22 protein-coding genes are annotated in these 25,124 nt (G+C 71.9%); 7 read left to right on the top strand and 15 right to left on the bottom strand.

Annotated elements, in window-relative coordinates; translation table 11 throughout:
- Positions 1-93: 93 nt before the first annotated feature.
- A complete protein-coding gene (locus tag M4J07_RS23565; RefSeq protein ID WP_255974968.1) occupies positions 94-309 on the bottom strand; it encodes an EF-hand domain-containing protein in 216 nt (71 codons plus the stop codon).
- 46 nt (positions 310-355) lie between these two features.
- On the bottom strand, positions 356-1,270 hold the full coding sequence (locus M4J07_RS23570) for a helix-turn-helix domain-containing protein (protein WP_255974969.1): 915 nt from the start codon (positions 1,268-1,270) through the stop codon (positions 356-358).
- 56 nt (positions 1,271-1,326) lie between these two features.
- Here M4J07_RS23570 and M4J07_RS23575 point away from each other — a divergent pair, with 56 nt between their 5' ends.
- Positions 1,327-1,959: a GNAT family N-acetyltransferase gene (locus M4J07_RS23575; RefSeq protein WP_255974988.1), complete on the top strand. Its 633-nt coding sequence runs from the start codon at positions 1,327-1,329 to the stop codon at positions 1,957-1,959.
- A gap of 3 nt (positions 1,960-1,962) precedes the next feature.
- Here M4J07_RS23575 and M4J07_RS23580 read toward each other — a convergent pair whose 3' ends face one another.
- From M4J07_RS23580 to M4J07_RS23605, 6 genes are all read right to left on the bottom strand, one after another.
- Positions 1,963-3,156 carry a YVTN family beta-propeller repeat protein gene (locus tag M4J07_RS23580; protein ID WP_255974970.1) on the bottom strand — a complete coding sequence of 398 codons (1,194 nt, stop codon included), beginning with the start codon at positions 3,154-3,156 and terminating at the stop codon, positions 1,963-1,965.
- Positions 3,153-3,941 carry a polysaccharide deacetylase family protein gene (locus M4J07_RS23585; RefSeq protein ID WP_255974971.1) on the bottom strand — a complete coding sequence of 263 codons (789 nt, stop codon included), beginning with the start codon at positions 3,939-3,941 and terminating at the stop codon, positions 3,153-3,155. Before M4J07_RS23585 ends, M4J07_RS23580 begins: the two co-directional genes overlap by 4 nt.
- Before the next feature lie 213 nt (positions 3,942-4,154).
- Positions 4,155-4,658 carry an ATP-binding protein gene (locus tag M4J07_RS23590; RefSeq protein ID WP_255974972.1) on the bottom strand — a complete coding sequence of 168 codons (504 nt, stop codon included), beginning with the start codon at positions 4,656-4,658 and terminating at the stop codon, positions 4,155-4,157.
- A 284-nt stretch (positions 4,659-4,942) separates the two neighbouring features.
- Positions 4,943-5,710 carry an enoyl-CoA hydratase/isomerase family protein gene (locus tag M4J07_RS23595; RefSeq protein WP_255974973.1) on the bottom strand — a complete coding sequence of 256 codons (768 nt, stop codon included), beginning with the start codon at positions 5,708-5,710 and terminating at the stop codon, positions 4,943-4,945.
- Between the two features lie 107 nt (positions 5,711-5,817).
- Complete coding sequence (locus M4J07_RS23600; RefSeq protein WP_255974974.1) at positions 5,818-7,017, bottom strand: L,D-transpeptidase; 1,200 nt, start codon at positions 7,015-7,017, stop codon at positions 5,818-5,820.
- Between the two features lie 159 nt (positions 7,018-7,176).
- Positions 7,177-8,397 (bottom strand): L,D-transpeptidase, encoded by a 1,221-nt coding sequence (locus M4J07_RS23605; protein WP_255974975.1) that lies wholly within the window; start codon positions 8,395-8,397, stop codon positions 7,177-7,179.
- A 176-nt stretch (positions 8,398-8,573) separates the two neighbouring features.
- Here M4J07_RS23605 and glgX point away from each other — a divergent pair, with 176 nt between their 5' ends.
- The gene (gene glgX, locus M4J07_RS23610; protein WP_374215073.1) at positions 8,574-10,865 is read left to right on the top strand and encodes a glycogen debranching protein GlgX; all 2,292 of its coding nucleotides are present in this window, start codon (positions 8,574-8,576) and stop codon (positions 10,863-10,865) included.
- Here glgX and M4J07_RS23615 read toward each other — a convergent pair.
- From M4J07_RS23615 to M4J07_RS23645, 7 genes are read right to left on the bottom strand one after another with little or no spacing between them, the layout of a single operon-like run.
- On the bottom strand, positions 10,862-13,150 hold the full coding sequence (locus M4J07_RS23615; RefSeq protein ID WP_255974976.1) for an ATP-binding protein: 2,289 nt from the start codon (positions 13,148-13,150) through the stop codon (positions 10,862-10,864). The genes glgX and M4J07_RS23615 overlap by 4 nt on opposite strands.
- A gap of 55 nt (positions 13,151-13,205) precedes the next feature.
- Positions 13,206-13,631, bottom strand: coding sequence for a VOC family protein (locus M4J07_RS23620; protein ID WP_255974977.1), 426 nt, complete (start codon positions 13,629-13,631; stop codon positions 13,206-13,208).
- Entirely contained in the window at positions 13,628-14,497 is an 870-nt protein-coding gene (locus M4J07_RS23625) for an AraC family transcriptional regulator (RefSeq protein ID WP_255974978.1), read from the bottom strand. The genes M4J07_RS23620 and M4J07_RS23625 overlap by 4 nt, the downstream gene beginning before the upstream one ends.
- 33 nt (positions 14,498-14,530) lie before the next feature.
- Positions 14,531-15,172 carry a response regulator gene (locus tag M4J07_RS23630; RefSeq protein WP_255974979.1) on the bottom strand — a complete coding sequence of 214 codons (642 nt, stop codon included), beginning with the start codon at positions 15,170-15,172 and terminating at the stop codon, positions 14,531-14,533.
- Entirely contained in the window at positions 15,165-16,448 is a 1,284-nt protein-coding gene (locus M4J07_RS23635; protein ID WP_255974980.1) for a sensor histidine kinase, read from the bottom strand. The genes M4J07_RS23630 and M4J07_RS23635 overlap by 8 nt, the downstream gene beginning before the upstream one ends.
- A gap of 39 nt (positions 16,449-16,487) precedes the next feature.
- A complete protein-coding gene (locus M4J07_RS23640) occupies positions 16,488-17,267 on the bottom strand; it encodes an ABC transporter permease (protein WP_255974981.1) in 780 nt (259 codons plus the stop codon).
- Positions 17,264-18,184, bottom strand: coding sequence for an ABC transporter ATP-binding protein (locus tag M4J07_RS23645; RefSeq protein WP_255974982.1), 921 nt, complete (start codon positions 18,182-18,184; stop codon positions 17,264-17,266). Before M4J07_RS23645 ends, M4J07_RS23640 begins: the two co-directional genes overlap by 4 nt.
- Before the next feature lie 166 nt (positions 18,185-18,350).
- On the opposite strand from M4J07_RS23645, the gene M4J07_RS23650 reads away from it, so the two are divergent.
- The 5 genes from M4J07_RS23650 to M4J07_RS23670 form a co-directional block, all read left to right on the top strand.
- A complete protein-coding gene (locus tag M4J07_RS23650; RefSeq protein ID WP_255974983.1) occupies positions 18,351-20,192 on the top strand; it encodes an ABC transporter ATP-binding protein in 1,842 nt (613 codons plus the stop codon).
- Positions 20,189-22,093 carry an ABC transporter ATP-binding protein gene (locus M4J07_RS23655; RefSeq protein ID WP_255974984.1) on the top strand — a complete coding sequence of 635 codons (1,905 nt, stop codon included), beginning with the start codon at positions 20,189-20,191 and terminating at the stop codon, positions 22,091-22,093. Before M4J07_RS23650 ends, M4J07_RS23655 begins: the two co-directional genes overlap by 4 nt.
- Positions 22,094-22,252: 159 nt before the next feature.
- Positions 22,253-22,564 (top strand): CU044_2847 family protein, encoded by a 312-nt coding sequence (locus M4J07_RS23660; RefSeq protein WP_255974985.1) that lies wholly within the window; start codon positions 22,253-22,255, stop codon positions 22,562-22,564.
- Positions 22,561-23,364, top strand: a complete 804-nt coding sequence (locus M4J07_RS23665) for a trypsin-like peptidase domain-containing protein (RefSeq protein WP_255974986.1) — start codon at positions 22,561-22,563, stop codon at positions 23,362-23,364. Before M4J07_RS23660 ends, M4J07_RS23665 begins: the two co-directional genes overlap by 4 nt.
- On the top strand, positions 23,361-25,124 hold a 1,764-nt coding region (locus M4J07_RS23670), incomplete at its 3' end, for an AfsR/SARP family transcriptional regulator (RefSeq protein WP_255974987.1). The genes M4J07_RS23665 and M4J07_RS23670, both read left to right, overlap by 4 nt.

Consider the following 25,124-nt stretch of genomic DNA (forward strand, 5'->3'; position numbering starts at 1 on the left):
GTCCTCGTCGGCGCCGAGGCCGAGCAGCGTCAGCAGCGAAACGTCCGCCGCCCCGGAGTGTGGGGACGGCGGACGCGTCTCGTCCTTCAGGGCTCAGGCCTTGTTCAGGTTGGCCCAGAACTCGTCGAAGGACAGCAGCTTGTCCCCGTTGGCGTCCTGCCGGGCGATCAGGGCCTCGGCCACCGACTCGGTGACGTTGAAGTCGCCCATCTGCGCCATGGCGCTCTTGTACTCGGCCGCCGTGATGTAGCCGTCGCCGTCCGCGTCGAACCGCTCGAACGCCTTGCGTGCCGACTCGATGTCCGCCACCGGGACCACCCCTCGTTTACGTACTGCTGTGTTGACGGGGGTCAGATTAGCTGGCCGTCCGGAACCGCAGTGCGGCGAGTACCCAGGCGAACTCGGCCTCGTGCCGCGGCAGCGTCTCGACGCCGCGCACCCGGGACACCAGATCCCGGAACCGGGCGACGTCCTCGTTGGCCGCCGCTTCCAGCCGCTCCAGGGCCGCGGGCAGGTCCGCGTCGCCGAGCAGTCCCCGCAGCACGTCGCCCGCCTCGTCCGACTCGGGGGCGACCCCGCGCTCCCGGGCCTCGCCGGCCAGCTGCACCAGGCGGCTCATGAACCACAGGGAGCTGCCGGGCTTCACGTCCGGGCCGCGGTCGGCCGCGTTGAACTCGACCATCCTGCGCATGTGGGCGCGGAAGTCGGGGTCCTGCATCAGTTCGGCGAGCTCCACCCAGGCGTCGACCTGCTCGGCGGTCGGGTCGTCCGGCAGGCCGGGGACCATGACCACCAGGCGGTTGCGGATCTCGGGGTCGGCGGCGTCGATGCCGCCGAACGTCTGCTCCATGAAGTCGTCGATGATGTGCTTGCGCTCGGCGGCGGAGAGCCGCGCCAGCTTGTTCATGAGTGCCATCTCCTCGGCGGTCGAGTTGCGCTTGGCGACCGTCGACAGCACCGCCCGGTTCAGCCGCAGCGCACGGATCTGCGCGTCGAGCGCCGCGACGTGTGCGGCGGCCACCGCGGCGACGTCCGCGTCCCCCGCCAGCACCTTCCGTACGTCGGTCAGGCCGAGTCCGAGCTCCCGCAGGGTGCGGATGAGCTCCAGGCGGGCCACGGACTCCGCGTCGTACAGTCGGTAGCCGCCGTCGCTGCGGGTCACCGGGTGCAGGACGCCCTCGTCGGACCAGTAGCGGATGGTGCGCACCGTGAGGCCGGTGCGGCGGGCCAGCTGTCCGATCGTGAGCAGCGGGGGGCCGTCGTCGATCATGTCTGGGAGTCTGGGCCTTCCAGTGGGTGGAGACTCAAGTGAGGAGTACGCGCGTGATGCTGCGGGACATTCTGGACGCGGTGGCCAAGGGTGTCTTCCCCGCGCCGGACGGGACCCTGACGGTCGTGCCGCAGACGGACGAGCGCGACGCGGGCGTCCTCGCGTTCACGGCGCACACCGTGGTGGTCACGGACGAGCCGGCGGCGTGGGTGCGCGAGGCGCTGGCCGCGGTGGACTGCGACCCGTTCTCGGCGCCGATGAACGCCCGGTTCCTGGTGGCGTTCATGGAGCGCACGGGGCGCACGCACGAGACGATCGACCTGGTGACGGTGGCGCCCGCGCTGGCCGGGCCGCCGCCGCTCGCGCTGCGCGAGATCCGTGACCGGGAGCATCCCCGCGTGGCGCGGGCGCTGTCGCACCGGGACGAGGTGCGGGTGTGGGAGACGGACGGCGGGGTGCTGGCGCTCGGGCGGGGCCTCGGCGGCCGCTGGGAGGCGTCGCTGGAGGTCGACGAGTCGGTGCGGCACCACGGCCTCGGGCGGCAACTGGCCGTCGCCGCCCGGCACTTGGTCCCCGACGAGCACGTGTGGGCCCAGCAGTCGCCCGGCAACGCGCGCAGCGTGCGGGTGTTCCAGGCGGCGGGGTACCGGGCGGTCGGCTCCGAGGCGCTGATGCAGCACCTCCCCTGAGGGCTACCGGAAGATGCCGGTGTGGCCCAGGGAGTAGCGGCCGGGCTGCGGGTACACGGCCAGGCCGTGCGGGCCGTCGCCGACGGGGATCCGGGCGATCTGGACGCCGGTCCTGGTGTCGATGGCGTAGACCTCGGAGTCGTAACGGCCGGACAGCCACAGGGTGTTGCCGTCCGCCGAGACGCCGCCCATGTCGGGGCTGCCGCCCTGGGGCAGCTTCCACTTCTTGGTCACCTTGTCCTGGGCGAAGTCGAAGACGGAGACGGTGCCCTCGCCGCGGTTGGAGACGTACATCTCCCGGGAGTCGCGGCTGACGTAGAGGCCGTGGGTGCCCTTGCCGGTGGGCAGCAGCTTCGGCTTGCCGAAGGTGTCGCCGTCCAGCACCCACATGCCGTCGGCCATCATGTCGGCGACGTAGAACTTCTTGCCGTCGGGCGACATCTTCACGTCCTGCGGCATCGCTCCGTCGAAGGGCAGCTTCTGCTGTTGGACGACCTTCATCTTCGCGGTGTCGACCTTGAGCAGTTCGCCGCTGAACTCGCAGCTGACGATGAAGTAGCGGCCGTCGAGGGAGAAGTCGGCGTGGTTGACGCCGTAGCAGCTGACCGGCTCGGTGTGCTTGATCTTCATGGTGTGCGGGTCGCGGAAGACCAGTTCGCGGTCGAGCGAGGCCATGACGACGGCGTACTTGCCGTCCGGGGTGAAATAGAGGTTGTACGGGTCGTGCACGTCGACCCGCTTGCCCGCCTTGCCGGTCTTCGGGTCGATGGGTGTGAGGGTGTTGCCCTTGTCGTCGTTGACCCACAGCGTCTTCATGTCCCAGGAGGGCACGACGTGCTGGGGCTGCCGGCCGACCGGGATCGTCTCGATGACCTGGAACGTCTTCGGGTCGATGACGGAGACGGTGTCGGACTCGGTGTTGGGGACGTACACGCGGGACGGGAAGTCCTTGACGACCGGGGAGAGCTTGTTGGGGCGGTCCGCGGAGTAGACGTCCTTCGGGTCGAGGACGGGCGGCATGCCCGGCAGTCCGTACACGGGCTGCTGTTTCGGCACGGCGGGCTTGACCGGCTTGATGGCGCCCTGGGTGCCGCGGTCGGCGGCGTTCTCGGCGCCGCAGCCGGTGAGGACGGCGAGGACGGCCGCGGTGGCGGCGGCGAGCAGGGCTCCGGTGCGGCGGGTCGGGTGGGTGTTCACGTGAGCAGCTCCGTGCAGGTCACCGCGGACAGGCCGCGACGGTCGAGGTGGTCCAGGAGGGGCGGCAGCGCGGCGACCGTGTCGGTGTACCCGAAGTGCAGGCTGACGACGGAGCCGGGGCGCAGCGCGGAGGTGACGTTGTCGACGACCGTGTCCGCGCCCGGTGAGGTGAAGTCGAGCGAGTCGACGTCGTAGGAGAGGACGTGCGGGTAGCCGGCGCGGCGGGCGAGGCGGGTGACGAGCGGGGTCGCGGTCGGGGTGCGGGACGGCCGGAACCAGGTCCCGATGGAGCCGGTGAGGCGGCGGATGCGGTCGGCGCAGCCGGTGATCTCGGCGTACGCGTCGGACTCGGACATGGCGTTGATGTCGCGGTGGTGGAGGGTGTGGTTGCCGAGGTCGTGGCCGCCGTCGAGGATGCGCCGGGCGATGTCCGGGTGTTCGTCGAGCCAGGTGCCGACGGCGAGGACGGTGATGTGGGCGTGGGCCCGCTCCGCCTCCTTGAGGAGGGCGTGGGCGATGGCGGGGTCGCCCTGCCCGTGGAAGGTGAGGGCGACGCTGTCGGCGGTGCGCGGGCCGTGGGCGCGGCCGTGGTCGGGGGCCGCTCGTCCGCGGCGCAGCCGGTGGCGAGGGCGGCGGTGAGTCCGGCGCCGACGCGCAGGACGGAGCGGCGTCGGAAAGATTCTGCCTTGGTCACCCGCCCCATTTAAGGGGGATCGCGGACAAAAGCCGCCTACCGACCCGAGGACCTTAACGATTACTGGATGCCGCCTGTATTTATTCTTCATTTGTGAGGCCCGTGGCTCACATCACCAACGATTCATTTGGCCGTTCCGGGTGCCGTCTGCCATGATCGGTGCCACGACCCCCATTGACCCGGGCCAGGTCGTCATCAGACGCCGCGGACTACACCCCCACTGTTCGCGGCGCATCACATGGAAGCCCCCGCGGCGCCGTACGACGGCGAAAACGGGGGCTTCCGTGCGTTCCACGCGCACGTGTCAGCGGTCGGCGACGCGCATCTCGAACCAGGTCGTCTTGCCGCGCGGCAGCAGATCGACGCCCCAGCGGTCGGAGAGCTTGTCGACGAGGAAGAGTCCGCGCCCGGAGATGTCGAGCTCGTGCACCGGCATCAGGCACGGCAGTCCGCGCGAGGGGTCCCGCACCTCCACCCGGATCCAGCCGCGCCGACGCAGCATGCGCAGCCCGAAGACCCGGGCGCCGGTGTGCCGCACCGCGTTGCCGACGAGTTCGGAGACCAGCAGGACCGCGTCCTCGGTCATCTTCGGGGAGAGGCCCCAGTGCCGCAGGACGACCACCTGGGCCAGCCGGCGGGCGGTCGCCGCGGATTCGGGGCGCGACGGCAACGGCACCTCCCCCTCGGTCGGATTGCCGAACAACTCCAGCGCCTTCAGAGCGTGTTCGTCCTCGACCGCGGGAGACCAGCGCGCCGCGGTCGCACTCCCGTGCCGCCGCGGCTGTTCGACACCCTCAAGCCCCGCCATGCCCACCATGATGGCCGCACCGAGGGGCTCGTGGGGCCGTTCCGGCTGAATAAGCCCCCCGGAACGCCTCATTCCGGGGGGCTGTTTTGGCATATGCCGCTGGCAGTTAGAGGTCCGCTGCACACCCCCTGACCTGCAATGACTCACCGTGTACAGGCGATCGTTGATCGTCACGGGGCGGGATTGTTTAAGGTTCTCTTAAGGCTGGGATAATGCGCTCCAACGGGGGACGTGATCAACTCCGCTTGCCCGCAAGGGAGTTGACCCCGCCTCCTGAGGGTGGGTCAGGCGAACTTCGCCTTGCCCGGACCATCCTCCACAAAGCTGCGCATTCCGGTCTCCCGGTCCGCCGTCGCGAACAGGCCCGCGAACCAGTTGCGTTCGATGGTCAGCCCCGTCTCCAGGTCCGTCTCCAGACCCGCGTCGATCGACTCCTTCGCGGCGCGCAGCGCGATGGAGGGACCCTGGGCGAGCTTCGCGGCGTACGCGTGCGCGGTGTCGAAGACCTCCGCCGCGGGGACGACCCGGTCGACCAGACCGATGGTGAGCGCCTCGTCCGCCCGCACGTGGCGGCCGGTGAAGATCAGGTCCTTGGCCTTGGCCGGGCCGACCAGCCGGGCCAGCCGCTGGGTGCCGCCCGCGCCCGGGATCAGGCCCAGCAGGATCTCCGGCTGGCCCAGCTTGGCGTTGTCGGCGGCGATCCGGATGTCGGCGCAGAGCGCCAGCTCGCAGCCGCCGCCCAGGGCGTAGCCGGTGACCGCGGCGATGACCGGCTTGGGGATCCGGGCCACCGCGGTGAACGAGTCCTGCAGGGCGCGGGCCCGGCCGACCATGGCGGCGTGGTCCATGGCCTGCATTTCCTTGATGTCCGCGCCGGCCGCGAAGACCTTCTCGCTGCCGCGGACCACCACGGCCCGTACGTCGGTACGGGCCGTGGCCTCGTCGGCGAGTTCCTTGATCCGGTCCTGGGTGGCGATGTCCAGGGCGTTCATCGGGGGGCGGTCGAGGCGGATGGTCCCGACGCCGTCGGCTACTTCGAGATGAGCGGTCATGCCCCGCAGGTTAGCGGGCGTTCACCCCGTCCCGGGCGGTGCGGTTCGTCACGTGACCGTCCGCCCGGTGGGGGCTTGTCGCGCAGTTCCCCGCGCCCCAACTCCGGCTACTTCTTCCAGTCCGCCCAGGACATGTTCCACCCGTTGAGCCCGTTGTCCGGGGACACCGTCTTGTCGTGGGAGTTCTTGACGATCACCACGTCGCCGACCATCGACCGGTCGAAGAACCACGCCGCCGACACACCGCTGTCGTAGCCGCCGCGCACATCGCGCAGACCGATGCAGCCGTGACTGGCGTTGTAGTTGCCGAACGCGTCGCCGCCCCAGTAGTTGCCGTGGATGAACGTGCCGGAGGTGGTGAGGCGCTGGGCGTGCGGGACGTCCTTGATGTCGTACTCGCCGCCGTAGCCGACCGTCTCGCCGTTCATCCGGGTCACCTTGAGGCGCTCGGTGATGACCATCTGGCCGTTCCACGTGTCGTAGCCGGGCTTGCCGGTGGTCACGGGGATCTTCTTGATGACCTTGCCGTCACGCTTCACGGTCATCGTCTTCGTCTTCACGTCGACCGTGGAGACCTGGCTGCGGCCGATGGTGAACTTCACCGTGCGGGCCTGCTTGCCGTAGACGCCCGGACGGCCCTCGACGCCGTCGAGGTTGAGCTTGACGGTGACCTTGGTGCCGGCCGCCCAGTACTCCTCCGGGCGGAAGTCCAGCCGGTCGTTGCCGAACCAGTGGCCCTCGACCGGGACGGACGGCTCCGTCGTCACCGAGATCGCCTTCTCGACGTCCTCGGGCTTGGTGATGCCCCGGGTGAAACGGACCGAGAACGGCATCCCGACGCCGACCTTCGAGCCGTCCTCCGGCGTGAACGTCCCGATGAAGGTGTTCTTCGGCGTGAGCGTGGTGAAGCTGGTGTCCTTGGCCGACTCCCGACCTTCCTTGTCCTTCGCCACCGCGTGGACCTTGTACTTGGTCGAGGCCGCCAGATGGTGGGCGGGGGTCCACGAGGCACCGCTGTCGGTGATCTCGCCCTCGACCGGATTGCCCTTGGTGTCGGTGACCTTGACCTCGGTCAACTTCCCCTTGTCAGCCTTCACTTGGAGGGCCCCGCTGGTCGCCACGGAGCCCGCGCCGTCCTTCGGCGCGACGGTCACGACGGCCAGCGAGGGCTTGTTCGCCTCCGCCGCCTTGTCGGACTTCCCCTTGCCGTCGCGTCCCGAGTCCGCACCGCCCCCGCCACCGCACGCGGTGACCAGCAGCAGTGCCGCCCCCAGCAGTGCCGCCGATATCGGTCGTCGCCCGTTCAAGATGTTTCTCTCCCCTCGCACGGCCTCTGGTCAGTCCGAGGCCCGCACTCCTGCGCGTTCGCGCGCGCACTGCGAAAGATAACCACACGACCTGGGAAAACGGATCCCCCGCTTATGTCACCGTTCAGTCCCAACGGTCCTTGGCGCACCTCCTTCCGGCTAGGAGCCGGCGGCCGCTCCGGACGTCCACTGCCGCCATTCCATGTTCCAGCCGCCGAGGCCGTTGTCCGGAGCCACTTTCTTGTCAGCGCTGTTCTTCACCTCGACGACGTCACCGATCAGCGTGCGGTCGAAGAACCAGCCCGCCGGGGTCTGCGAGCTGCCGCCCTTCACGTCGCGCAGGCCGACGCAGCCGTGGCTGACGTTGCTGGACCCGAAGGCACCGCCCGACCAGTAGTTTCCGTGCAGGAAGGTGCCGGAGTCGGTGAGCCGGATCGCGTGCGGCACGTCCGGGATGTCGTACTCGCCGCCGAAGCCGACGGTGCGGCTGTTCATCCGGGTCACGTCGAGCATCTCGGTGACCACCATCTTCCCGTTGTACGTCGTCGAGCGCGGCGCCCCCGCCGTGATCGGGAGGGTGTCGACGAGCTCGCCGTCCCGGCGCACCTCCATCGTGTGCGCGGCCGCGTCGACCACGCTGACCTGGCTGCGGCCGATGGTGAAGGAGAAGCTCTTGCGTTGGAGGCCGTAGACGCCGGGCGCCGCTTCCACGTCGCGCAGGCCCAGGTCGACGGTGACCTCGGTGCCCGGCTTCCAGTACTTCTCCGGGCGGAAGTCGAGACGGCTCTTCCCGAACCAGTGCGGGGCGATCTTCACCGCCGGCTTCGCGGTGACCTCGATGGCCCGCTCGACGGCGGCCCGGTTCTCGATGTCCCGGTTGAACTCCAGCTTCACGATCATGCCGGTGCCCACCGTGGAGCGGTTCTCCGGCGTCACGTAGCCGATGAACCGCTCGTCGGGGACGAAGGTGGTGAACGTGGTGTGCCGGGCCACCCGGCGTCCGCCGCCGTCCACCGCGACCGCGTCGACCGTGTACTTCGCGGCGAGCGCGAGCCGCTCGGCGTCCGGCCCGGTCGGCCGCCAGCGCATGGCGTCGTCCGCCAGCCTGCCCGGCACCGGTGTCTCCTGCGCGTCCTCGATCCTGACGACCTTCACCGACTCCAACCGGCCCTCGGGCACCTCGACTTGGAGCCCGCCGTCCGTCTTCACGTCCTTGCTCGCGTCGTCCGGGGTGACCCGGATCAGTTCCTCGGGCGAGCGCGGCTTGCCGAACGTCCCTCCCGCATCGCATCCGGCGAGTCCGCCGACCAGTCCTGCCCATGTCAGTACGGCGGCCAGTGTCGCCCCTGCGCGCCGCGCGCGCCTCACAGCTGTTCTCACGTCAGGCCAACGACGCTCCCCCCGCTGGGGAAACGTGAGTGCGACCCAAGCTCTGGGCAGAACAGTGGGGAGGCCAGGTCGAGTCGGCGGACGGAAACCGGTGACACGGCCTGGGGCCACGGCCGGGACGCCGTGCACCCCTGCCCATGAGTCGCGGAGCCGCGGGAGGCTGACAGGTGTCGAGCGCACCCGAGCAGGAGGCAGTGCAGAGCGGCCCGGCGCCGGACGTGCCGGGCGTACCGGGAAGCCGGGCGGGCAACGGCCGGCCGGCCGCGCCCGGTCTGTCGGCGCGGGACAGGGAACCGGATCGCACTCCCCCGCTCGAACCGGTCTGGCCGGGCGCGCCGATGCCGCTCGGGGCCCGTTTCCGGGTCGGCCCCGACGGGGTCGCGGGCACCAACTTCGCCCTGTGGGCGGGCGGCGCCGAGTCCGTCGAGCTGTGCCTGTTCGACGAGGCGGGGCGGGAACGGCGCGCGCCGCTGGCCGAGTTGACGCACGAGATCTGGCACGGCTTCGTCCCCGGAGTGCTGCCGGGGCAGCGGTACGGGTTCCGGGTGCACGGCCGCTGGGACCCGTGGACGGGCGCCCGCTGGAACCCGGCGAAGCTGCTCCTCGACCCTTACGCGCGGGCGGTGGACGGCGAGTTCAGGCTGCCGCCCGAGGTGTACGGGCACGTGCGGGACTGGCCCGAGCAGCACGTGGCCGACACGGTGCGCGACGACCGGGACTCGGCGCCGTACGTCCCCAAGGGCGTCGTCGTCCATGACGACGACGACTGGTCGGACGACCGCAGGCCCAAGACGCCCTGGGCGGACTCGGTCATCTACGAGCTGCACGTGCGCGGCTTCACCCGCCAACACCCTGAGATTCCTGAGGAGTTGCAGGGCACGTACGCGGGTCTCGCGCATCCGGCGGCGATCGAGCACCTGACCCGGCTCGGGGTGACGGCGGTGGAGCTCCTGCCTGTGCACCAGTTCGCGCACGAGGACCATCTGCTCCGCCGCGGCCTGCGCAACTACTGGGGCTACAACTCCATCGGCTACTTCGCCCCGCACGCGGCGTACGCGGCGTCCGGCACGGCCGGGCAGCAGGTCGGCGAGTTCAAGCGGATGGTGCGGGCGCTGCACGCGGCCGGCATCGAGGTGATCCTCGACGTGGTCTACAACCACACCGCGGAGGCGGGCGAGTTGGGCCCGATGCTGTCGCTGAAGGGCATCGACAACCGGGGCTACTACCGGCTCCAGGCCGACGCCCGGCGCTACGCGGACTACACGGGCTGCGGCAACACGCTGCACGTGGTCCAGCCGCACGTGCTGCGTCTGATCACGGACTCGCTGCGCTACTGGGTGACGGAGATGGGCGTCGACGGCTTCCGCTTCGACCTGGCGGCGGCGCTGGCCCGCTCGATGCACGACGTCGACATGCTGTCGCCGTTCCTCGCGGTGATCGCGCAGGACCCGGTCCTGCGCCGCGTGAAACTGATCGCGGAACCGTGGGACGTGGGTTCCGGCGGCTACCAAGTAGGCGCGTTCCCTCCCCTCTGGACGGAGTGGAACGACAGGTACCGGAACGCGGTCCGGGACTTCTGGCGCGGCGCGCTGCCCGACGTACGGGACCTCGGCTACCGCCTCTCCGGATCGAGCGACCTGTACGCGTGGGGCGGCCGGCGCCCGTACGCCTCGGTCAACTTCATCACCGCGCACGACGGCTTCACGCTCCGCGACCTGGTCAGTTACGAACGCAAGCACAACGAGGCCAACGGCGAGGGCAACCGGGACGGCTCGAACGACAACCGCTCCTGGAACTGCGGCGCCGAGGGCGAGACGACGGACCCGGCGATCCTGGCCCTGCGCAGGCGGCAGCTGCGCAACCTCCTGACGACGCTCCTCCTGTCGACCGGCGTGCCGATGCTGGTGGCGGGCGACGAGTTCGGGCGCACGCAGCGCGGCTCCAACAACGCGTACTGCCAGGACAACGAGATCAGCTGGGTCGACTGGAGCCTGCTCGACGACCCCGGCTGGCGGGCCCTGTTCGACCTCACGTCCCGCCTGATCGCCCTGCGCCACGCGCACCCCGTGCTCCGGCGCCGCGCCTTCTTCTCGGGCCGCGCCCACTCGGCGGACGGCCTGCGGGACCTGGCCTGGTTCACGTCACGCGGCACGGAGATGACGGAACGCGACTGGTACGCCCCCGCGGCGACCCTCGGCATGTACCTCTCGGGCCGCGACATCCCCGGCCGCGACACCCGAGGCGCCCCGGTCGAGGACGACAGCTTCCTCGCCCTCCTCCACGCGGGCGACCGCGCGGAGAGCTTCGTCCTCCCCGGCGAGCCGTGGGCCCAGGAGTACGAGGTCCTGGTGGACACGGCGACGGAGGAACAGGGCGCGGCGCCGGGGGTGGTCCACGCGGCGGGGGCGGTGGTGACGGTGGGGGCGCGGTCGGTGGTGCTGCTGCGGGTCAGGCCCTAGGAGGCTTCAGTGGCGTCCAGGGCCAGGAGAACCTCCTGATGAGCCGTCTCGGCCTCGCGCAGATCCTCTTCGTACTCGCCGGGACGTTCGGCGACGAGGTCGCGCAGGAGCCGCAGAACGCGTTCCAGCACGGGGAGCGCGTCCGCGGGGCGGTCCTGGTCCATCAACAGCGCGCTCTGGTAGTGGAGTTCGGCGGCTTCATTGGGTCTGTCGTTCAAGCGCGCACACAGCGCTGCCGAGGCCTCCAGTATCTGAATGCTCTCAGCTGTGTCGTCCAGTGACACGGCGAGGTTGTGATGGGCGCGGACCGCCATCTCCAGGCTCCACCGCTCGTCGGCGCCATCGAATTCCTCCACCGCCTTGCGCAGGGCCGCGATGGATTCATCGACCCGGCCGACCTCCCTCAGCGCATTGCTGAGGTTCGCGTGGGCGAGACCTGCGACTCTGCGGTTGGTGAGAACCAGGTGCTCCCCGGCCTCTTCCAGTGCCACGACGGCTTCGTCGAACCGGTCCGCGTGGTGCAGACAGGTGCCGAGGTTCAGCAGGGCACAACCCAGAAAGTGCCGGTTGGTGAGAATCCCGAGGTCGGATGCGTCATGGTCCGCCGCACCAAGGAGCGCGACGGATCGACGGTAGGCCTCCAGCGCTTCGTCCGTCCTTCCGTCCAGTTTGGCGAGCAGATCCGCGAGTGCCCGACAGGCCAGTCCCTCCCCCGGCCCGTCGCCGATGGACTGCGCCACGTCCATGGCCTCGCGAGCCGCGTCCATGCCCCGGTCGTGCTCCGCCGTGGCGTGGCAGGCGAAGGCGACCCGGCGGCGACACCGACCGAATCCGGCCAGGTCTCCCGCCCTGTGCGCGGCCTCCGCGGCGACCTGCGCGCTGTCCACGGCGTCCTTGTTGTAGCCGTAGAAACCCTGAAAGGCGTCCAGCGCAATCACGAGACCGACGGCGACATCGGCCCGTCCGCACTCGGCGGCCTGTCGGACGGCCCCCAACAGGTTCTCCCGCTCGGATTCCAGCCACGCCACGGCGGCCGGCCGGCCAACAAATCCGTGCGGCCGGACACCGGCCGACTCCATCACGTACGTGTCCGCACACTCCGCCCGCTCCACGTAGTGCTCCAGCAGCCTGTCGTGCGCCTCGCCGGAGGCGGCGTCGGCCGCGGCGAGGCCCTCGGCGTACGAGCGCACGAGGTCGTGCATCCGCCAGCGGCCCCACGCCGGGCCGCTGCTCACCAGGTGCGCACGAGCGAGTCCGAGGAGCAGCCGCTCCGCCTCCCCCGCACCGATGCCGGCGAGTACTGCCGCGCACTCCGTGGACACGTCGGGGCCGGGGTTCAGCGAGAGGCGCCGCAGCAGCGTCCGGGAGGCGGTGTCGAGATGCCGGTACGAGAGCTCGAAGACCGTACGGACGGCACGGTTCTCACGGCTGAGCACGTCGAGCCGGGGGGCTTCTCGTAGCGCCCGGGCCATCGTGGACGACGGACGCGTCGGGATGTCGGCGAGGTGCGCGGCGACGATCTGGAGGGCCAGCGGCAGATACCCGCAGAGGGAGGCGATCTCGAGAGCCGCCTCCGGGTCGTCGTCCACCCGGGCGTCATCGGCGCCGCGCGCCTGTCGCAGGGTGCGCCGGAGCAGTTCCACGGCGTCGTCGGGTGACAGGACGTCCAGGTCGTGCAGACGCGCGCCGATGTCGAGGGTGTGCCGGGAGGTCACCAGGGTCCGGCACTGCCCGTCACCGGGCAGGAGCGGTCGAACCTGCTCGGCGCTGGACGCGTTGTCGAGGACGACCAGGATGCGTTGCCCCCGGTCCGCGTACGCGGCCAGGACCGACCGGTACAGCAGGGCTCGCTCCGACAGCCCCGGCGGGATGACGTCCGCGGACACGCCCAGCGCGCCGAGCAGGTTCTGCAGCGCGTCCTCCGGTGCCACGCGCCGGTCGTTGTCGTAACCGAAGAGGTCGACGAACAGGACTCCGCCGGGGAACCACCCCGGTCTGAGGCGGACACGATGGGCGGCCTGGACCACCGCTTCCGTCTTGCCGACCCCGCCGAGCCCCGCGACGGCCGACACGAGCACCACCTCCGCGCGGTGGGCCGGGTCCAGGGCGGCGGTCAGCTGGGCGAGGAGGTCGTCGCGTCCGGTGAACGAGGGCGATCCCATGGGCAGCCCTCGGAGGGCGGACGGGCTCGCCTCGGGCAGGGCCAGAGTGATGGTGTGGCCCTGCACCACTGCGTTGCAGAAGAACCCGTCCCGAACGGTGTTGACCACCTCGCTGTCAGCCATCATCCGAGTATTGGCCAACTCCCGTGCGCATGTCAGGGATACGTACGGGCGTCCCTCAGGGATCGGCGGGCCGCGGTTCGCCGCGGTACGTGCCGAAGGACCACTTGTTGCCCTCCGGGTCCGTGATCGCGAACTCGCGGCTGCCGTAGGGCTGGTCCGTGATCGGTTGGGTGATCTTGACGCCCGCGTCGGTGAGGCGGGCGTACAGCTCGTCGACGCGGTCCGTGACGACGTAGGCGCCGAACGTGCCCGGCTGCTGGCACCACTTCTCCGGCGGGGCGTCCGGGTCGTGGGAGCCGAGCATGATGCCGCCGCCCTCGGGCCAGTCGAGCTGGGCGTGGGCGACGCGGCCCGCGTCCTCGTGAACGGCGGTGCGCAGGAAGCCGACCGTGTCGACGAGGAAGTCGATCAGGGCCGGGGCGTCGGTGGCCTGGAGGGTCGGCCACACCATGGGTTCGCGGGGGTTCTGTGGGGTGTTCATGAGGTCGATTCTTCGCCGTTGCGGTGTCCCCCGGCTTGGATGTTCCGGCACTCCTCGGCGAGCCACGCCGTCGGGCTCAGGCCCGTGTACTGCTGGAACGCGCGGACCAGGTGCGAGTGGTCGCAGTAGCCGTGGTCCGCGGCGATCCGGGACAGGTCCAGGGGTGCGTCCCCCGTCACCGCCCGGACCACCGCCTCCTTCGCGTACTGGAAACGCATCAGACGGGCCGCCTGGCCGGGGCTCAGGCCGGTCTCGGCGCGGAACAGGGCCGTGAGGCGGCGCTCGCTCAGGGCGACGTGCGCGGCGAGGCCGGGCAGGGTGCCCGCGCCGCGGTGCCGGGCCAGCCAGGTCCAGGCCCCGGCGACCTCGGGACGTACACCGGCGAGCGGGTCGTCGACGTGCCGGGTCAGGTAGCGGGACAGGTACGCGAACCGGTCGGGCCAGCCGGTCAACTCCGCGGCGCGCTCCCGCACTTCGGCCGCCGCGGCCCCGAACACGTCCGCGCCGGGGACCACGACGTGCCCGGTCAGTTCCGCCGCGGGCAGGCCCAGCAGGGCGCGGGCGGCGAGCGGGTGCACGGCGAGCTGGATGCCGCTCTCGTGCTCGGGCTGGACGATGAACGCCGGGCTCTGGTGCAGACCGCCGACGACGATGTCGGTGCGGTGCGCGTCCGGGCCGGTGGCCTGCTCCGCGGTGGCGCCGCTGACGACCGGGCCGTCGAAGGAGAAGATCACCGTGAGGTACGGGGAGGGCAGGCCGCGGTGGAGCGCGGGGCGCAGGCCGTGGGTGCGGTAGCCGACCGCCGACACGATCGGGCCGCCGGGCCGTGGCGTCGCGCGCACGAACTCCTGGGAGCCGGTGCTCATGCCTCCAGTATGCGGACCGGCCGACGGGGGCCGCTAGCCGAGGATCTTCCGGTCGTACCCGGCCGCCACCGCCGCCGCCCGGTCCTTCACGCCCAACTTGCCGTAGATGTGGGTGAGATGGGTCTTGACCGTGGCCTCGCTGATGAACAGCTCGCGGGCGATCTCCTTGTTCGAGGTGCCGCGGGCCACCAGGACCAGCACCTCGCGCTCCCGTGACGAGAGGGTCTCGTCGGCCGCGGGCGCGGGCGTGCGGACCGCTGTGACCAGGCGGGACGCCACCGCGGGCGACAGGACGGTACGGCCCTGCGCGGCCGCGCGGACGGCCGTGAACAGCTCCTCGCGGGGGGCGTCCTTGAGGAGGTAGCCCGTGGCGCCCGCCTCGATCGCGGGCAGCGTGTCGGAGTCCGTGTCGTACGTGGTGAGGACCAGGACGCGGCAGCGGGCGCCGCGGCGGGCCAGCTCCTTGATGGCGTCGACACCGCCGCCGCCCGGCATCCGCAGGTCCATGAGGACGACGTCCGGGTCGAGTTCGGCGACGCGGGTGACGGCCTCGACCCCGTTCGCCGCCTCGCCGAGGACCGTGAAACCGGTGGCGGACTCGAACATGCCGCGCAGGCCGTCCCGTACGACGGGATGGTCGTCGACGATCAGGAGGGTGATCACTGGGTCAGTCATGGCGCACCAACGGTACGCGAGCCGAGATCGCGGTGCCGCCGCCCGGTTCCGACTCGACGGTGACGGCGCCGGCCAGGCGCTCGGCGCGGGCCCGCATGCCGTCGAGGCCGAACCCGCCGGTGCCGGTCCTGGCGGGCATGGCGAAGGGGTCGAAGCCGCGGCCGTCGTCGCGCACGTCGAGGGTGACCTCGCCCGCCATGAAGGAGAGGGTGACGCCGAGGCGGGTGGCGTGCGCGTGCCGGGCCGCGTTGGACAGGGCCTCCTCCGTGATGCGCAGGAGCGTCGCCTCGATCTCGTCGTGGAGGGGTTCCGCGTGGCCGGTGAGCGTGAAGTCGGCGCGGACGCCGGTGCGGTCCGACCAGTCGGCGACGGTCTTCTTCAGTGCCTCCTGGAGGCTGGCGTCGGCCAGCGCCGTCGGGGACAGGTTGTGGACGGAGCGGCGGGCCTCGCCGAGGCTGTGCCGGGCCAGGTCCGAGGCGCGGTCGAGGTGCTCGCGGGCGATCCGGAGGGTGGGCGCGCTCGCGACGACCTGGAGCTGGGCGATGATCCCGGTCAGGCCCTGCGCGATGGTGTCGTGGATCTCGGCGGCGAGCCGCCGGCGTTCGTCGGCGACGCCCGCCTCCCGCGCCTGGAGCAGGAGTTGGGCGTGGAGCTGGGCGTTCTCGTCGATGGCCGCCTTGAGCGCCTCGTTGGTACGGGCCAGTTCGCGGATGGTGCGGGCCTGGACGCGGGCGCGCTCCTGCTCCTTCTCCTGGAGGTGGCCGGTGACGATCACGAAGACCATGTTGGCGACGATCAGTCCGCCGAACACGGCCCAGCCGACGGCGCCGTGGGGCGGCAGTCCGCCGCCCTGGGCGCCCGCCACGATGACGACGGACCCCAGGATGCCGGCCTTCTGCAGCCGGCCGGGCAGCAGCCGGTCCGCGTCGAAGTAGCCGACGGCGCCGAAGAACGCGAAGAACGGGTTGATCCAGGTGACCCAGAAGGCGATCGCCCAGCGCGCCCAGTAGAAGCAGGCGCTCACGGCGGACGGCTTGGGCCGGCCGCTCTCCCCCCGGCCCCACCACAGCTGGAGGACGAGGGCGAGGGCGCTGAGGGAGCCGAGGAGGTACCAGTCCGTGGCGTCCATGCCGACGACGTCGCCGGTGGCGGCGGCCAGCACCAGACCGACCGCGAGCAGGACGTACGGGCCGTACCGGTGGACGACGCGCCAGGGATCCTCGGCGGCTTCCGCGGCGTCGGCGGCCGCACGGTCGAGCAGGGGATCCGTGGTCATGACCTCAGTCTGGGGCATCGCGGGCACGGCGCTCACGGGTCACTCCCAGCGGAACCAGCGGGCGGCGGCGCCGGTCAGGGCCACGGCCCAGACGGCGAGCACCACGAGGTGCGACCAGGCCGGCCAGTCGCCCGCCGCCGCCTGGTTGAGGGCCTGCGCGGCGGCACCGAACGGGGTCAGTTCGACGATGTGGGCGAGCGCGTCCGGCATCGCCTGCACCGGCAGCCAGACGCCCGCGCAGAACATCGCGGGGAAGAAGACGACCGAGCCGATCGCGTTGGAGATCTTCGTCGTACGGGCCCGGGAGGCGATCAGCGCGCCGAGGGCGAGGGCGACGACGACGGACAGCAGCAGGGCGAGCAGATAGCCGGCGATCTGGCGCGGCAGCGCCACGTCGAAGGCGATCCGGCCGACGGCGAGACAGACCGCGACCGAGACGAGGACGGCCACGCCGTGGATGCCCATCTGCGCGCCGAGGACCGCCGCCGGCCGCACCGGGGTGGTCGACATGCGGCGCAGGATGCCGCGCTCGCGGTAGCCGGTGATGATCGGCGGCATCGACTGGATGCCGCCCGCGATCATGCCGAGCAGCACGGTGACGGGGACGTACGCGTCGACGAGCCGGATGCCGCCGAGTCCGGCGTCGGTCTCCCGGAAGGACGGGATGGAGCCGAGGATCACGAGCAGCAGGACGGGGAAGAGCAGGATGCCGATCAGGCTGCCGGCCTCGCGCCGGAAGAGCGTGAACTCGGCCTTGAGGACGGCCCGGTTGACGGGTGCGGACGGGGTGGTCGCCGAGGTGGCGGTGGCGGTGCTCATGACTGTCCGGCTCCCGTCAGGTCGAGGAACGCGTCGTCCAGCGTGGCGTCGGAGACGCGGAGCTGGTGCGCGGTGATGTGGTGGCGGGCGAGCAGCGTGAGGACCGCGTTGACGGTCTCGTCGCCGCCGGTGAGGGTCACCCGGCCGTCCTTGTGCGCCGTGGAGGCGAGGCCCGGCAGGGCGGCGAGCTCCTGGTCGTCGAGCGGCGCGGACGGGGTGAACGAGATGACGGTGGCGCCGGCGGCCTGCCGGATCAGCCCCGACGGGGTGTCGAGGGCGGCGACCCGCCCCTTGTCGATCACGGCGATCCGGTCGCAGAGCCGCTGCGCCTCCTCCATGAAGTGCGTGACGAGGAGGACGGTCACACCACGGTCCCGTACGTCCTCGATGAGCTGCCACGTGTCGCGGCGGGCGCGCGGGTCGAGCCCGGTGGTCAGCTCGTCGAGGACGACGACGCGCGGGTTGCCGACGAGCGCGAGCGCGATGAACAGGCGCTGCTTCTGGCCGCCGCTGAGCTTGGCGAAGCGGGTACCGAGCTTCTCCTCCAGGCGCAGCCGCCCGGCGAGCGGCCGCCAGTCGAGCGGGTCCGGGTAGAACGACGCGTACAGCTCCAGGGCCTCCCGGACGGTCAGCTTCGGCTGGATCTCGCTCTCCTGGAGCTGGGCGCCGAGGAGGCCGGTGACCTGCGCGTGATCGCGTACGGGGTCGAGTCCGGCGACCCGGATCCGGCCCGCGTCGGGCGTCCGCAGGCCCTCGACGCACTCGACGGTGGTGGTCTTCCCCGCGCCGTTCGGCCCGAGGATCCCGAAGATCTCCCCCTCGTCGACGGTGAACGAGACGTCGTCGACGACGGCCCGGCCCGCGTAGCTCTTGCGCAGGCCCGCGACCTCGATCAGCGGTGCTGGTGTGGTGGTCATGGGTCAAGCGTCGCCGCGCGGGGGCGTCCCGGGCATCGCCCATCGCGCTCGAAGGGGGATCAGCCGATCGGTTGACCGCCGGTACGACCCCGGGGCCCGCAGCCGGGCCGTCCCGCGGCCGAAACCCGGTGGGCGTTGTCAGTGCCGAACCGTAGTCTCACCCCTGATGCCCACTACACCTTCCCCCACCACGGAGACCGGCCGGAGCGACGGCAAGGATCAACTCGCGTCCCCCGCACGGCAGTCGGCCGTGCGCACGCTGCTGCGGCTGTGGCCGTACGTACGGCCCGTGCGGGCCCGCTGGGCGGGCGCCGCCGCGGTGGCCGTGCTCGCGTCGTGCCTGGCGCTGGTCTTCCCGCTGGTCCTGAAGTGGATCGTGGACGGTCCGGTCACCGACCGGGATCCGGGCGGGGTGTGGCTCGGGGCGGGGGTGCTGCTCGCGCTCGGGATCGCGGAGGCGCTCCTGTTCGGGCTGCGGCGCTGGCTGGTCGCGCGCCCGCTGGCCGGGGTGGAGGCGGCGATGCGGGCCGATCTGTACCGGCACCTGCAGCGGCTCCCGGTGGCGTTCCACGACAAGTGGGCGTCGGGGCAGCTCCTGTCGCGCGGGACGACGGACCTGATGGTGGTCCGGATGTTCCTCGCCTTCCCGCTGACGTTCCTGATCGTGAACGGGGTGACGATCGCGGCCGGTCTGACCGTGCTCGTCGTCCAGGACTGGGGCCTCGGCCTGGTGCTGCTCGCGCCGGCGGTGCCGTTGATCGCGGTCTGCTACCGGTTCGAGCACGGGTACGCGGGGGCGTCGCGGCGGGCGCAGGACCAGGTCGGCGATCTGACGACGGTCGTCGAGGAGTCGGTGCTCGGCATCCGCATCATCAAGGGCTTCGGCCGGCACCGCAGCCAGGCCCGCGCGTTCCGCGAGCTGTCGGGCAGGCTGCGCGGCACGGAGCTGGCGAAGGCGCGGCTGCTCGCCGGGATCCTGGCCGTCATCACGCTGCTTCCGGAGGTGGCGCTCGGCGCGGCCCTGGTCCTCGGCACGGTCCAGGTCGCCGACGGGAAGCTGACCGCGGGCACGCTGGTCGCGTTCCTGTCGACGGCGCTCGCGCTGCGCTGGCCCATCGAGTCCATCGGCTTCCTGCTCGCGATGAGCCAGGAGGCGGCGACCGCCACCCGCCGCTACTTCGAGGTGCTCGACGCCGAGGAGGAGGACCCGCGGGTCCGGGCCGACAGCGGTGAACCGGGCCGGGACGGACTGCGGTTCGACGGCGTCGAGTTCCGTTACCCGGACGCGGCGCAGGGCTCCGTGCCGACGCTGCGCCACATCGACCTGCACATCCGCTCCGGCGAGACGCTGGCGCTGGTCGGCGCCACCGGCAGCGGCAAGACGACGCTGACCGCGCTCGTGCCGCGGCTGTACGACGTGACGGCGGGGCGCATCACGCTGGACGGCCGGGACATCACGGCGATGCCGCGCGACGAGCTGCGCACGCTGGTGTCCATGGCGTTCGAGGAACCGACCCTGTTCTCCGCGTCGGTCGCGGAGAACGTGCTGATGGGCGCGGCCGCCGACACCGCCGGGCGGCCCGGGGCGCTGGCGCGGGCGCTCGGCGTCGCGCAGGCCGACTTCGTGCAGCGGCTGCCGGCCGGTGCGGACACCGAGGTCGGCGAGCAGGGGCTGAGCCTGTCGGGCGGCCAGCGCCAGCGGCTCGCGCTGGCCCGTTCCGTCGTCGGCGCGCCGCGCTATCTGGTGCTCGACGACCCGCTGTCCGCGCTCGACGTGCACACGGAGGCGGCCGTGGAGGCGGCGCTGCGCCGGGTCCTCGCCGACAGCACGGCGCTGGTGGTCGCGCACCGGCCGTCCACGGTGCTGCTCGCGGACCGCGTCGCGCTGCTCTCGCAGGGGCGGATCGCAGCGGTCGGCACCCATCACGAACTGCTGCGGACGAACGCCGAGTACCGGCATCTGATGTCCGGCGACGAGGCGGAGACGGAAGAGGCGGGGGACCGATGACGACCACCACGAACACGAACACGAACACGAGCGCGGGCGCGGGCGCGGGCACCGGTCCTCGGGCGGACGACGGGCCGGAGGACGACGAGGTCCGTGTCCCCTCCCCCGGCGACCCGTTCGACCAGGACGACCTTCCGACGCCACCAGGCGCGACGGGCAGCCTGCTCCGCTCGCTCCTGGCGCCCCATCGCCGCGGGGTGGTCCTCACCGTCCTCGCGCTGCTGCTGCAGCAGGGGGCCGTGCAGTCCGGGCCGCTGATCGTCGCGTACGCCATCGACAGCGCCGTCCCGGCGTTCCGCGACCACGCGTACGGGCCGCTGATCGCGGTCGGCGTCGGCTTCCTGCTCACCGCCTGCTGCTCGGCGGCCTTCCAGTACGCGTACATCCAGCTGTCCGCCCGCGTCAGTCAGAACGTGCTGCTCGATCTGCGCGGCCGCATCTTCCGGCACGCGCAGGCGCTCAGCGTCGACTTCCACGACCGGTACACGTCGGGCCGGGTCATCTCGCGGGCCACGACGGACGTCGAGTCGCTGCGCGAACTGCTCAGCGAGGGCCTCCAGGAACTGGTCAACGTCATCCTGGCGTCGGCGTACATCACGGCGATGCTGCTCTGGCTCGACCTCGGCATCGGGTCGGTGGCGGCGCTCTCCTTCGTTCCGCTGTTCGTCCTGATCCGGCTGTACCGGCGGCGGGCGGCGCGGGCGTACGGGGAGCGGTCCTCGGCCATCGCGGCGGTCATCGTGAAGTTCGTGGAGACGATGAACGGGATCAGGCCGGTCCGGGCGTTCCGCCGGGAGCAGGCCAACGACGAGCACTTCGCCGTGCTGAACCACCGCCACGAGCGGGCCAACGGGACGGCGATGCTGGAGATGGCGCGCTACGTGGTCGGCTCCCGCCTCATCGCCAACACGGCGGTGGCCGGGATGGTGCTGTGGGGTGCCTACCGGGTGGCGGGCGGCACGCTGGAACTGGGGGTCCTGGCGGCGGCCGTGCTCTTCATCCGCCGGCTGTACGACCCGATCGACCGGCTCGCGATGTTCCTCAACTCGTACGAGTCCGCGGCCGCGTCGCTGAAGAAGATCGCGGGCCTCCTCGAGCAGACGCCGTCCGTGCCCGAGCCGTCCGTGCCGCGTCCGCTGCCGGCACTCCAGGACGAACGGCCGGGCCGCGAGGTCGAGTTCGACGGCGTCTCGTTCGGCTACCGGACGGGCGGCGAGGTGCTGCCGCCCTTCGACCTGACCTTTCCCGCGGGCCAGACGGTGGCGGTGGTCGGGTCGACGGGCGCGGGCAAGTCGACGCTCGCCAAGCTCCTCGCCCGCTTCTACGACCCGTCGCACGGGCGGGTGCTGCTCGACGGCGTCGACCTGCGCGAGCTGTCCACCGCCGAGCTGCGGCGCGGTGTGGTCATGGTGACCCAGGAGGCGTTCCTGTTCTCCGGGAGCGTCGCCGAGAACATCGCGATCGGCCGGCCCGACGCGAGCCGTGCGGAGATCGAGCGGGCCGCGAAGGCGATCGGGGCGCACGACTTCATCGCCGCGCTGCCCGACGGCTACGACACGGACGTCCGCAAGCGGGGTGGGCGGATCTCGGCGGGCCAGCGCCAACTCGTCGCGTTCGCACGGGCGTTGCTCGCCGACCCCGCGGTACTGATCCTCGACGAGGCGACCAGTTCGCTGGACATTCCCGGGGAGCGGGCGGTGCAGCGGGCGATGCTCACGGTGCTGCGCGGGCGGACCGCGGTCGTCATCGCCCATCGTCTCTCCACGGTCGAGATCGCGGATCGGGTGCTGGTGATGGAGGGTGGGCGAGTGATCGAGGACGGGTCTCCTGCGGAGCTCATCGGGGGGACCGGGGTGTTCGCGGGGCTGCACCGGGCGTGGCGGGAGAGCGTGGTGAGCTGAGCGGGGCCGCCGACGGGCGCCGCGGCACGTGGCGGCGCAACTCAACTCACCACGGTTAAGGTGGAGTTGAGATCATGAATCGGCGTCGATCACCGTCGACCGCCGTCGATCCTCATGGCTCGTCGTCAGAGAGACCACGCGTACGGGGGAGCTCCGCTCATGGCCGACATCAGAGTCGAAACGGTGCCGCTCGACGCGGCGGGCCAGCGGCAGATCGCCCGCCGGACGCGGACGACCGCCACGCTCGACGAGCGCGCCACCGAGATCGAGGAGGCGATCGTCCAGGCGTCCGCCATCGCCCAGCGGTCCCTGGACCAGGTCCCCGAGCGGGGCGGCTGGCAGGTGCGCAGTCTGGACGTGACCTTCGGGCTCACGCTCGCCGCCGAGGCCGGGGTGATCCTGTCCAAGGCGTCCGCGGAGGCCTCCTTCGAAGTCACCCTGACCGTGGAGCGCACCGCGGAGAGGGCGTGACCGGGCCCGGCTACTGGGTCCACCTCCACCTGGAAGGGGAGCGGCTCGGCGGCGGATTCCTGCTCACACGGCGCTTCGTGCTCACCGCCGCGCACTGCCTGCCCGGCCTGGCCGTCGACGACCGTGTCGGCATCGAGTGCGCCGACGGGCAGCGGGCTCAGGGCTTCGTGCGCCAGCAGGACAAGGAGGCGGATCTCGCCCTGGTGGAGGTGACCGCGCGCCACCGGGTGACGCTCCCCATGCCCAGGGCCGACGTCGCCCGCACCGGGGAGCGCTGGCACGGGCCCTACCGTCCGGCCGACGACGACGCCCGGCTCAGCGGCGTCATCACAGCCGACGGCCGCCACCGGTGCACGGGCGGCGCCTCCATCGAAGCGCTCCAACTCACCACGGACCAGCACCTGGGCGACTACTCCGGCTACTCGGGGGGCCCGGTCGAAGGGGTTCCGGACGACCCCGGGGCGGCCCCCGCCGTGCTCGGCATCCTCATGGAGCAGACCCCGGACCGGGCCGACGGCTCACGTGCCGCCAACGTCCTCGTCGCGGCGACCCTCGGGGAGGCCATGCGGCGCTTCGACCACCTCGACGTCGGCCACCTCATCGACGTACTGCGGCCGCCGAGCCTCCAGGAGCGGCCCGCGCCCCCGGCGCGGTTCTCCGGGACGGAGGCGCTGCTGCGTCAGCTCGACGACTGGGGCGAGCGGCAGGTCATCGATCCGGCGCAGGTCGCCCGGCTGAAACTCATGGCGGTGGAGCGGCTCATCGACCGGGAGACGGGCGGGGGCGAGGGAACGGCATGAGGGAGCGACGGACCGTGTCGGACGCCCCGCCCGCCTGGCAGCGCGCACTGGCCGCCGCCGCGGCCGCGACGCCCGACGACGCGGAGGCGCTGCGGGACACGACGGACGCCGCGGAGGAGCTGGCCCACTCCTTTGACCTGCCGCTCCACCCGGACCTGGGGCGCGCCACCGCCCGGCTCGTGGGGCTGCTCGACAGCCTCGGCCTCGAAGCGGTCTGCGAGACGCTGCTTCGCCGGCTGGTGGACCGACTGGCCTGGGAGTGGCTGGAGTTGCGGCCCACACCCCGGGCGGCTTCGCTCGATCGGATCGCCGTGACGCTGACCGGCCGGGGCCGGTTCGCGGCGGCCGCGACGCTGCTGAACGTCGCGCTCGAACTCCACGCGCAGCATCCGGGCGGCGACGCCGCCGCGGCCACGTGGGCCAATCTCGCCGCGGTCCGGCTGGCCCTCGGCGACACCGACGGGTCCGCCCGCGCCGCGGCCGAGGCCGACGAGCGGTTCCAGGACACCCGGTTCTCCCGGATGCGGCGGGGCACGTCGCCCCGCGCACGCGAAGCCGACCTGGACCTACGGCTGTTGGTGGCCTCGCTGCGGGCGACGACGGCCCGCGCTCAGGGGCGCTCCGAGGAGGCGGACCGCCATCTCGCCGAGGTGGAGTCGGTCGTACGCGAACTGGTCGGGCTGCTGGGCACGGAGCACCCCCGATCGCTGTCGGCCCTGGTGACGCTCGCCACCGCCGAGTTCGACGCCGCGGTCTCCCACGGGGACGAGGGCCGCAGGGAGCGCGCGATCGACGTCCTGGCCGTGGCGGCACAGAAGGCGGCGGCCACGGCGGGCGCCCGGCACCCCCTGACCCGCGACGCGCTGGGCAGCCTTGAGGCCGCGGAGCGGATCGCCGCGTCGGACCGGACGGCACATCCGTCCCGCAGGGCGACGGGACTGCTTTCCGCGGTGCGGGCCTGGGACAGCCGCGCCGATGACGGCGGCCCCGGCGCGGGGACCGCACCGCCCATGCCGCCGTGGGAGTACGAACCCGCCCCTGTGCGGCGGGACTTGCGCTTCGCCGTGCTCGGTCCGCTGCGCGTGTGGCGCAGTGGAGATCTCGTCCCTCTGGAAGCTCCCAAGCTGCGCGCCCTGCTCGTCGCCCTGCTGCTGCCGGCGCCGCGGCCCGTCCCGGCCGGCGATCTGATCGCGGCCCTGTGGGGGAGCACACCTCCGCGCTCCGCGGACGTCACACTGAAGACTTATGTGCTGCGTCTGAGGGAATCCATCGGCGCCCCGACGGTCGCCGCCACGGCCGGGGGCTTTGAGCTCCGCACGTCCGACCTCTCCATCGATCTGCTGCTCGCCCGCGACCTGATCGCCTCGGCCGAGCAGGCGCGCGCGTCAGGAGATCCGGAGGCGGCCCGCACCCATGTGGAACACGCACTGGGCCTGTGGAACGACGACCCGCTGAGTGACGTGCCGGGCGAGTACGCGGCCGCCAGGGCCCGGGAGCTCACCGAGTGGCACCTTGAACTGCTGCGCACACGCCTTGAGTTGGACCTGGAGCTGGGCGACCACCGCCGGATGGTCGCGGATCTGCGTCCCCTGACCGAGACGCACCCCACCGACGAGCGGCTGGCCCGGATGCTCATGCTCGGCCTGTACCTGCAAGGCCGCAGGTCCGAGGCGCTCGCCGTGTTCCAGCGGACACGCGCGCGGCTCGGCGCCGATCTCGGCCTGGAACCCGGCCCCGAACTGCGTCTGCTGCACCGCCGT

Origin of the sequence: Streptomyces longispororuber (genome assembly GCF_024448165.1) — a bacterium.
Classification (GTDB): domain Bacteria; phylum Actinomycetota; class Actinomycetes; order Streptomycetales; family Streptomycetaceae; genus Streptomyces; species Streptomyces longispororuber_A.

Coding starts and splice junctions, on each gene's coding strand:
- M4J07_RS23570 (WP_255974969.1), bottom strand. CDS start 1,270: ATGATCGACGACGGCCCCCCGCTGCTCACGATCGGACAGCTGGCCCGC.
- M4J07_RS23575 (WP_255974988.1), top strand. CDS start 1,327: ATGCTGCGGGACATTCTGGACGCGGTGGCCAAGGGTGTCTTCCCCGCG.
- M4J07_RS23585 (WP_255974971.1), bottom strand. CDS start 3,941: ATGAAGAATAAATACAGGCGGCATCCAGTAATCGTTAAGGTCCTCGGG.
- M4J07_RS23590 (WP_255974972.1), bottom strand. CDS start 4,658: ATGGCGGGGCTTGAGGGTGTCGAACAGCCGCGGCGGCACGGGAGTGCG.
- M4J07_RS23595 (WP_255974973.1), bottom strand. CDS start 5,710: ATGACCGCTCATCTCGAAGTAGCCGACGGCGTCGGGACCATCCGCCTC.
- M4J07_RS23615 (WP_255974976.1), bottom strand. CDS start 13,150: ATGGCTGACAGCGAGGTGGTCAACACCGTTCGGGACGGGTTCTTCTGC.
- M4J07_RS23620 (WP_255974977.1), bottom strand. CDS start 13,631: ATGAACACCCCACAGAACCCCCGCGAACCCATGGTGTGGCCGACCCTC.
- M4J07_RS23625 (WP_255974978.1), bottom strand. CDS start 14,497: ATGAGCACCGGCTCCCAGGAGTTCGTGCGCGCGACGCCACGGCCCGGC.
- M4J07_RS23630 (WP_255974979.1), bottom strand. CDS start 15,172: ATGACTGACCCAGTGATCACCCTCCTGATCGTCGACGACCATCCCGTC.
- M4J07_RS23635 (WP_255974980.1), bottom strand. CDS start 16,448: ATGACCACGGATCCCCTGCTCGACCGTGCGGCCGCCGACGCCGCGGAA.
- M4J07_RS23640 (WP_255974981.1), bottom strand. CDS start 17,267: ATGAGCACCGCCACCGCCACCTCGGCGACCACCCCGTCCGCACCCGTC.
- M4J07_RS23645 (WP_255974982.1), bottom strand. CDS start 18,184: ATGACCACCACACCAGCACCGCTGATCGAGGTCGCGGGCCTGCGCAAG.
- M4J07_RS23650 (WP_255974983.1), top strand. CDS start 18,351: ATGCCCACTACACCTTCCCCCACCACGGAGACCGGCCGGAGCGACGGC.
- M4J07_RS23655 (WP_255974984.1), top strand. CDS start 20,189: ATGACGACCACCACGAACACGAACACGAACACGAGCGCGGGCGCGGGC.
- M4J07_RS23660 (WP_255974985.1), top strand. CDS start 22,253: ATGGCCGACATCAGAGTCGAAACGGTGCCGCTCGACGCGGCGGGCCAG.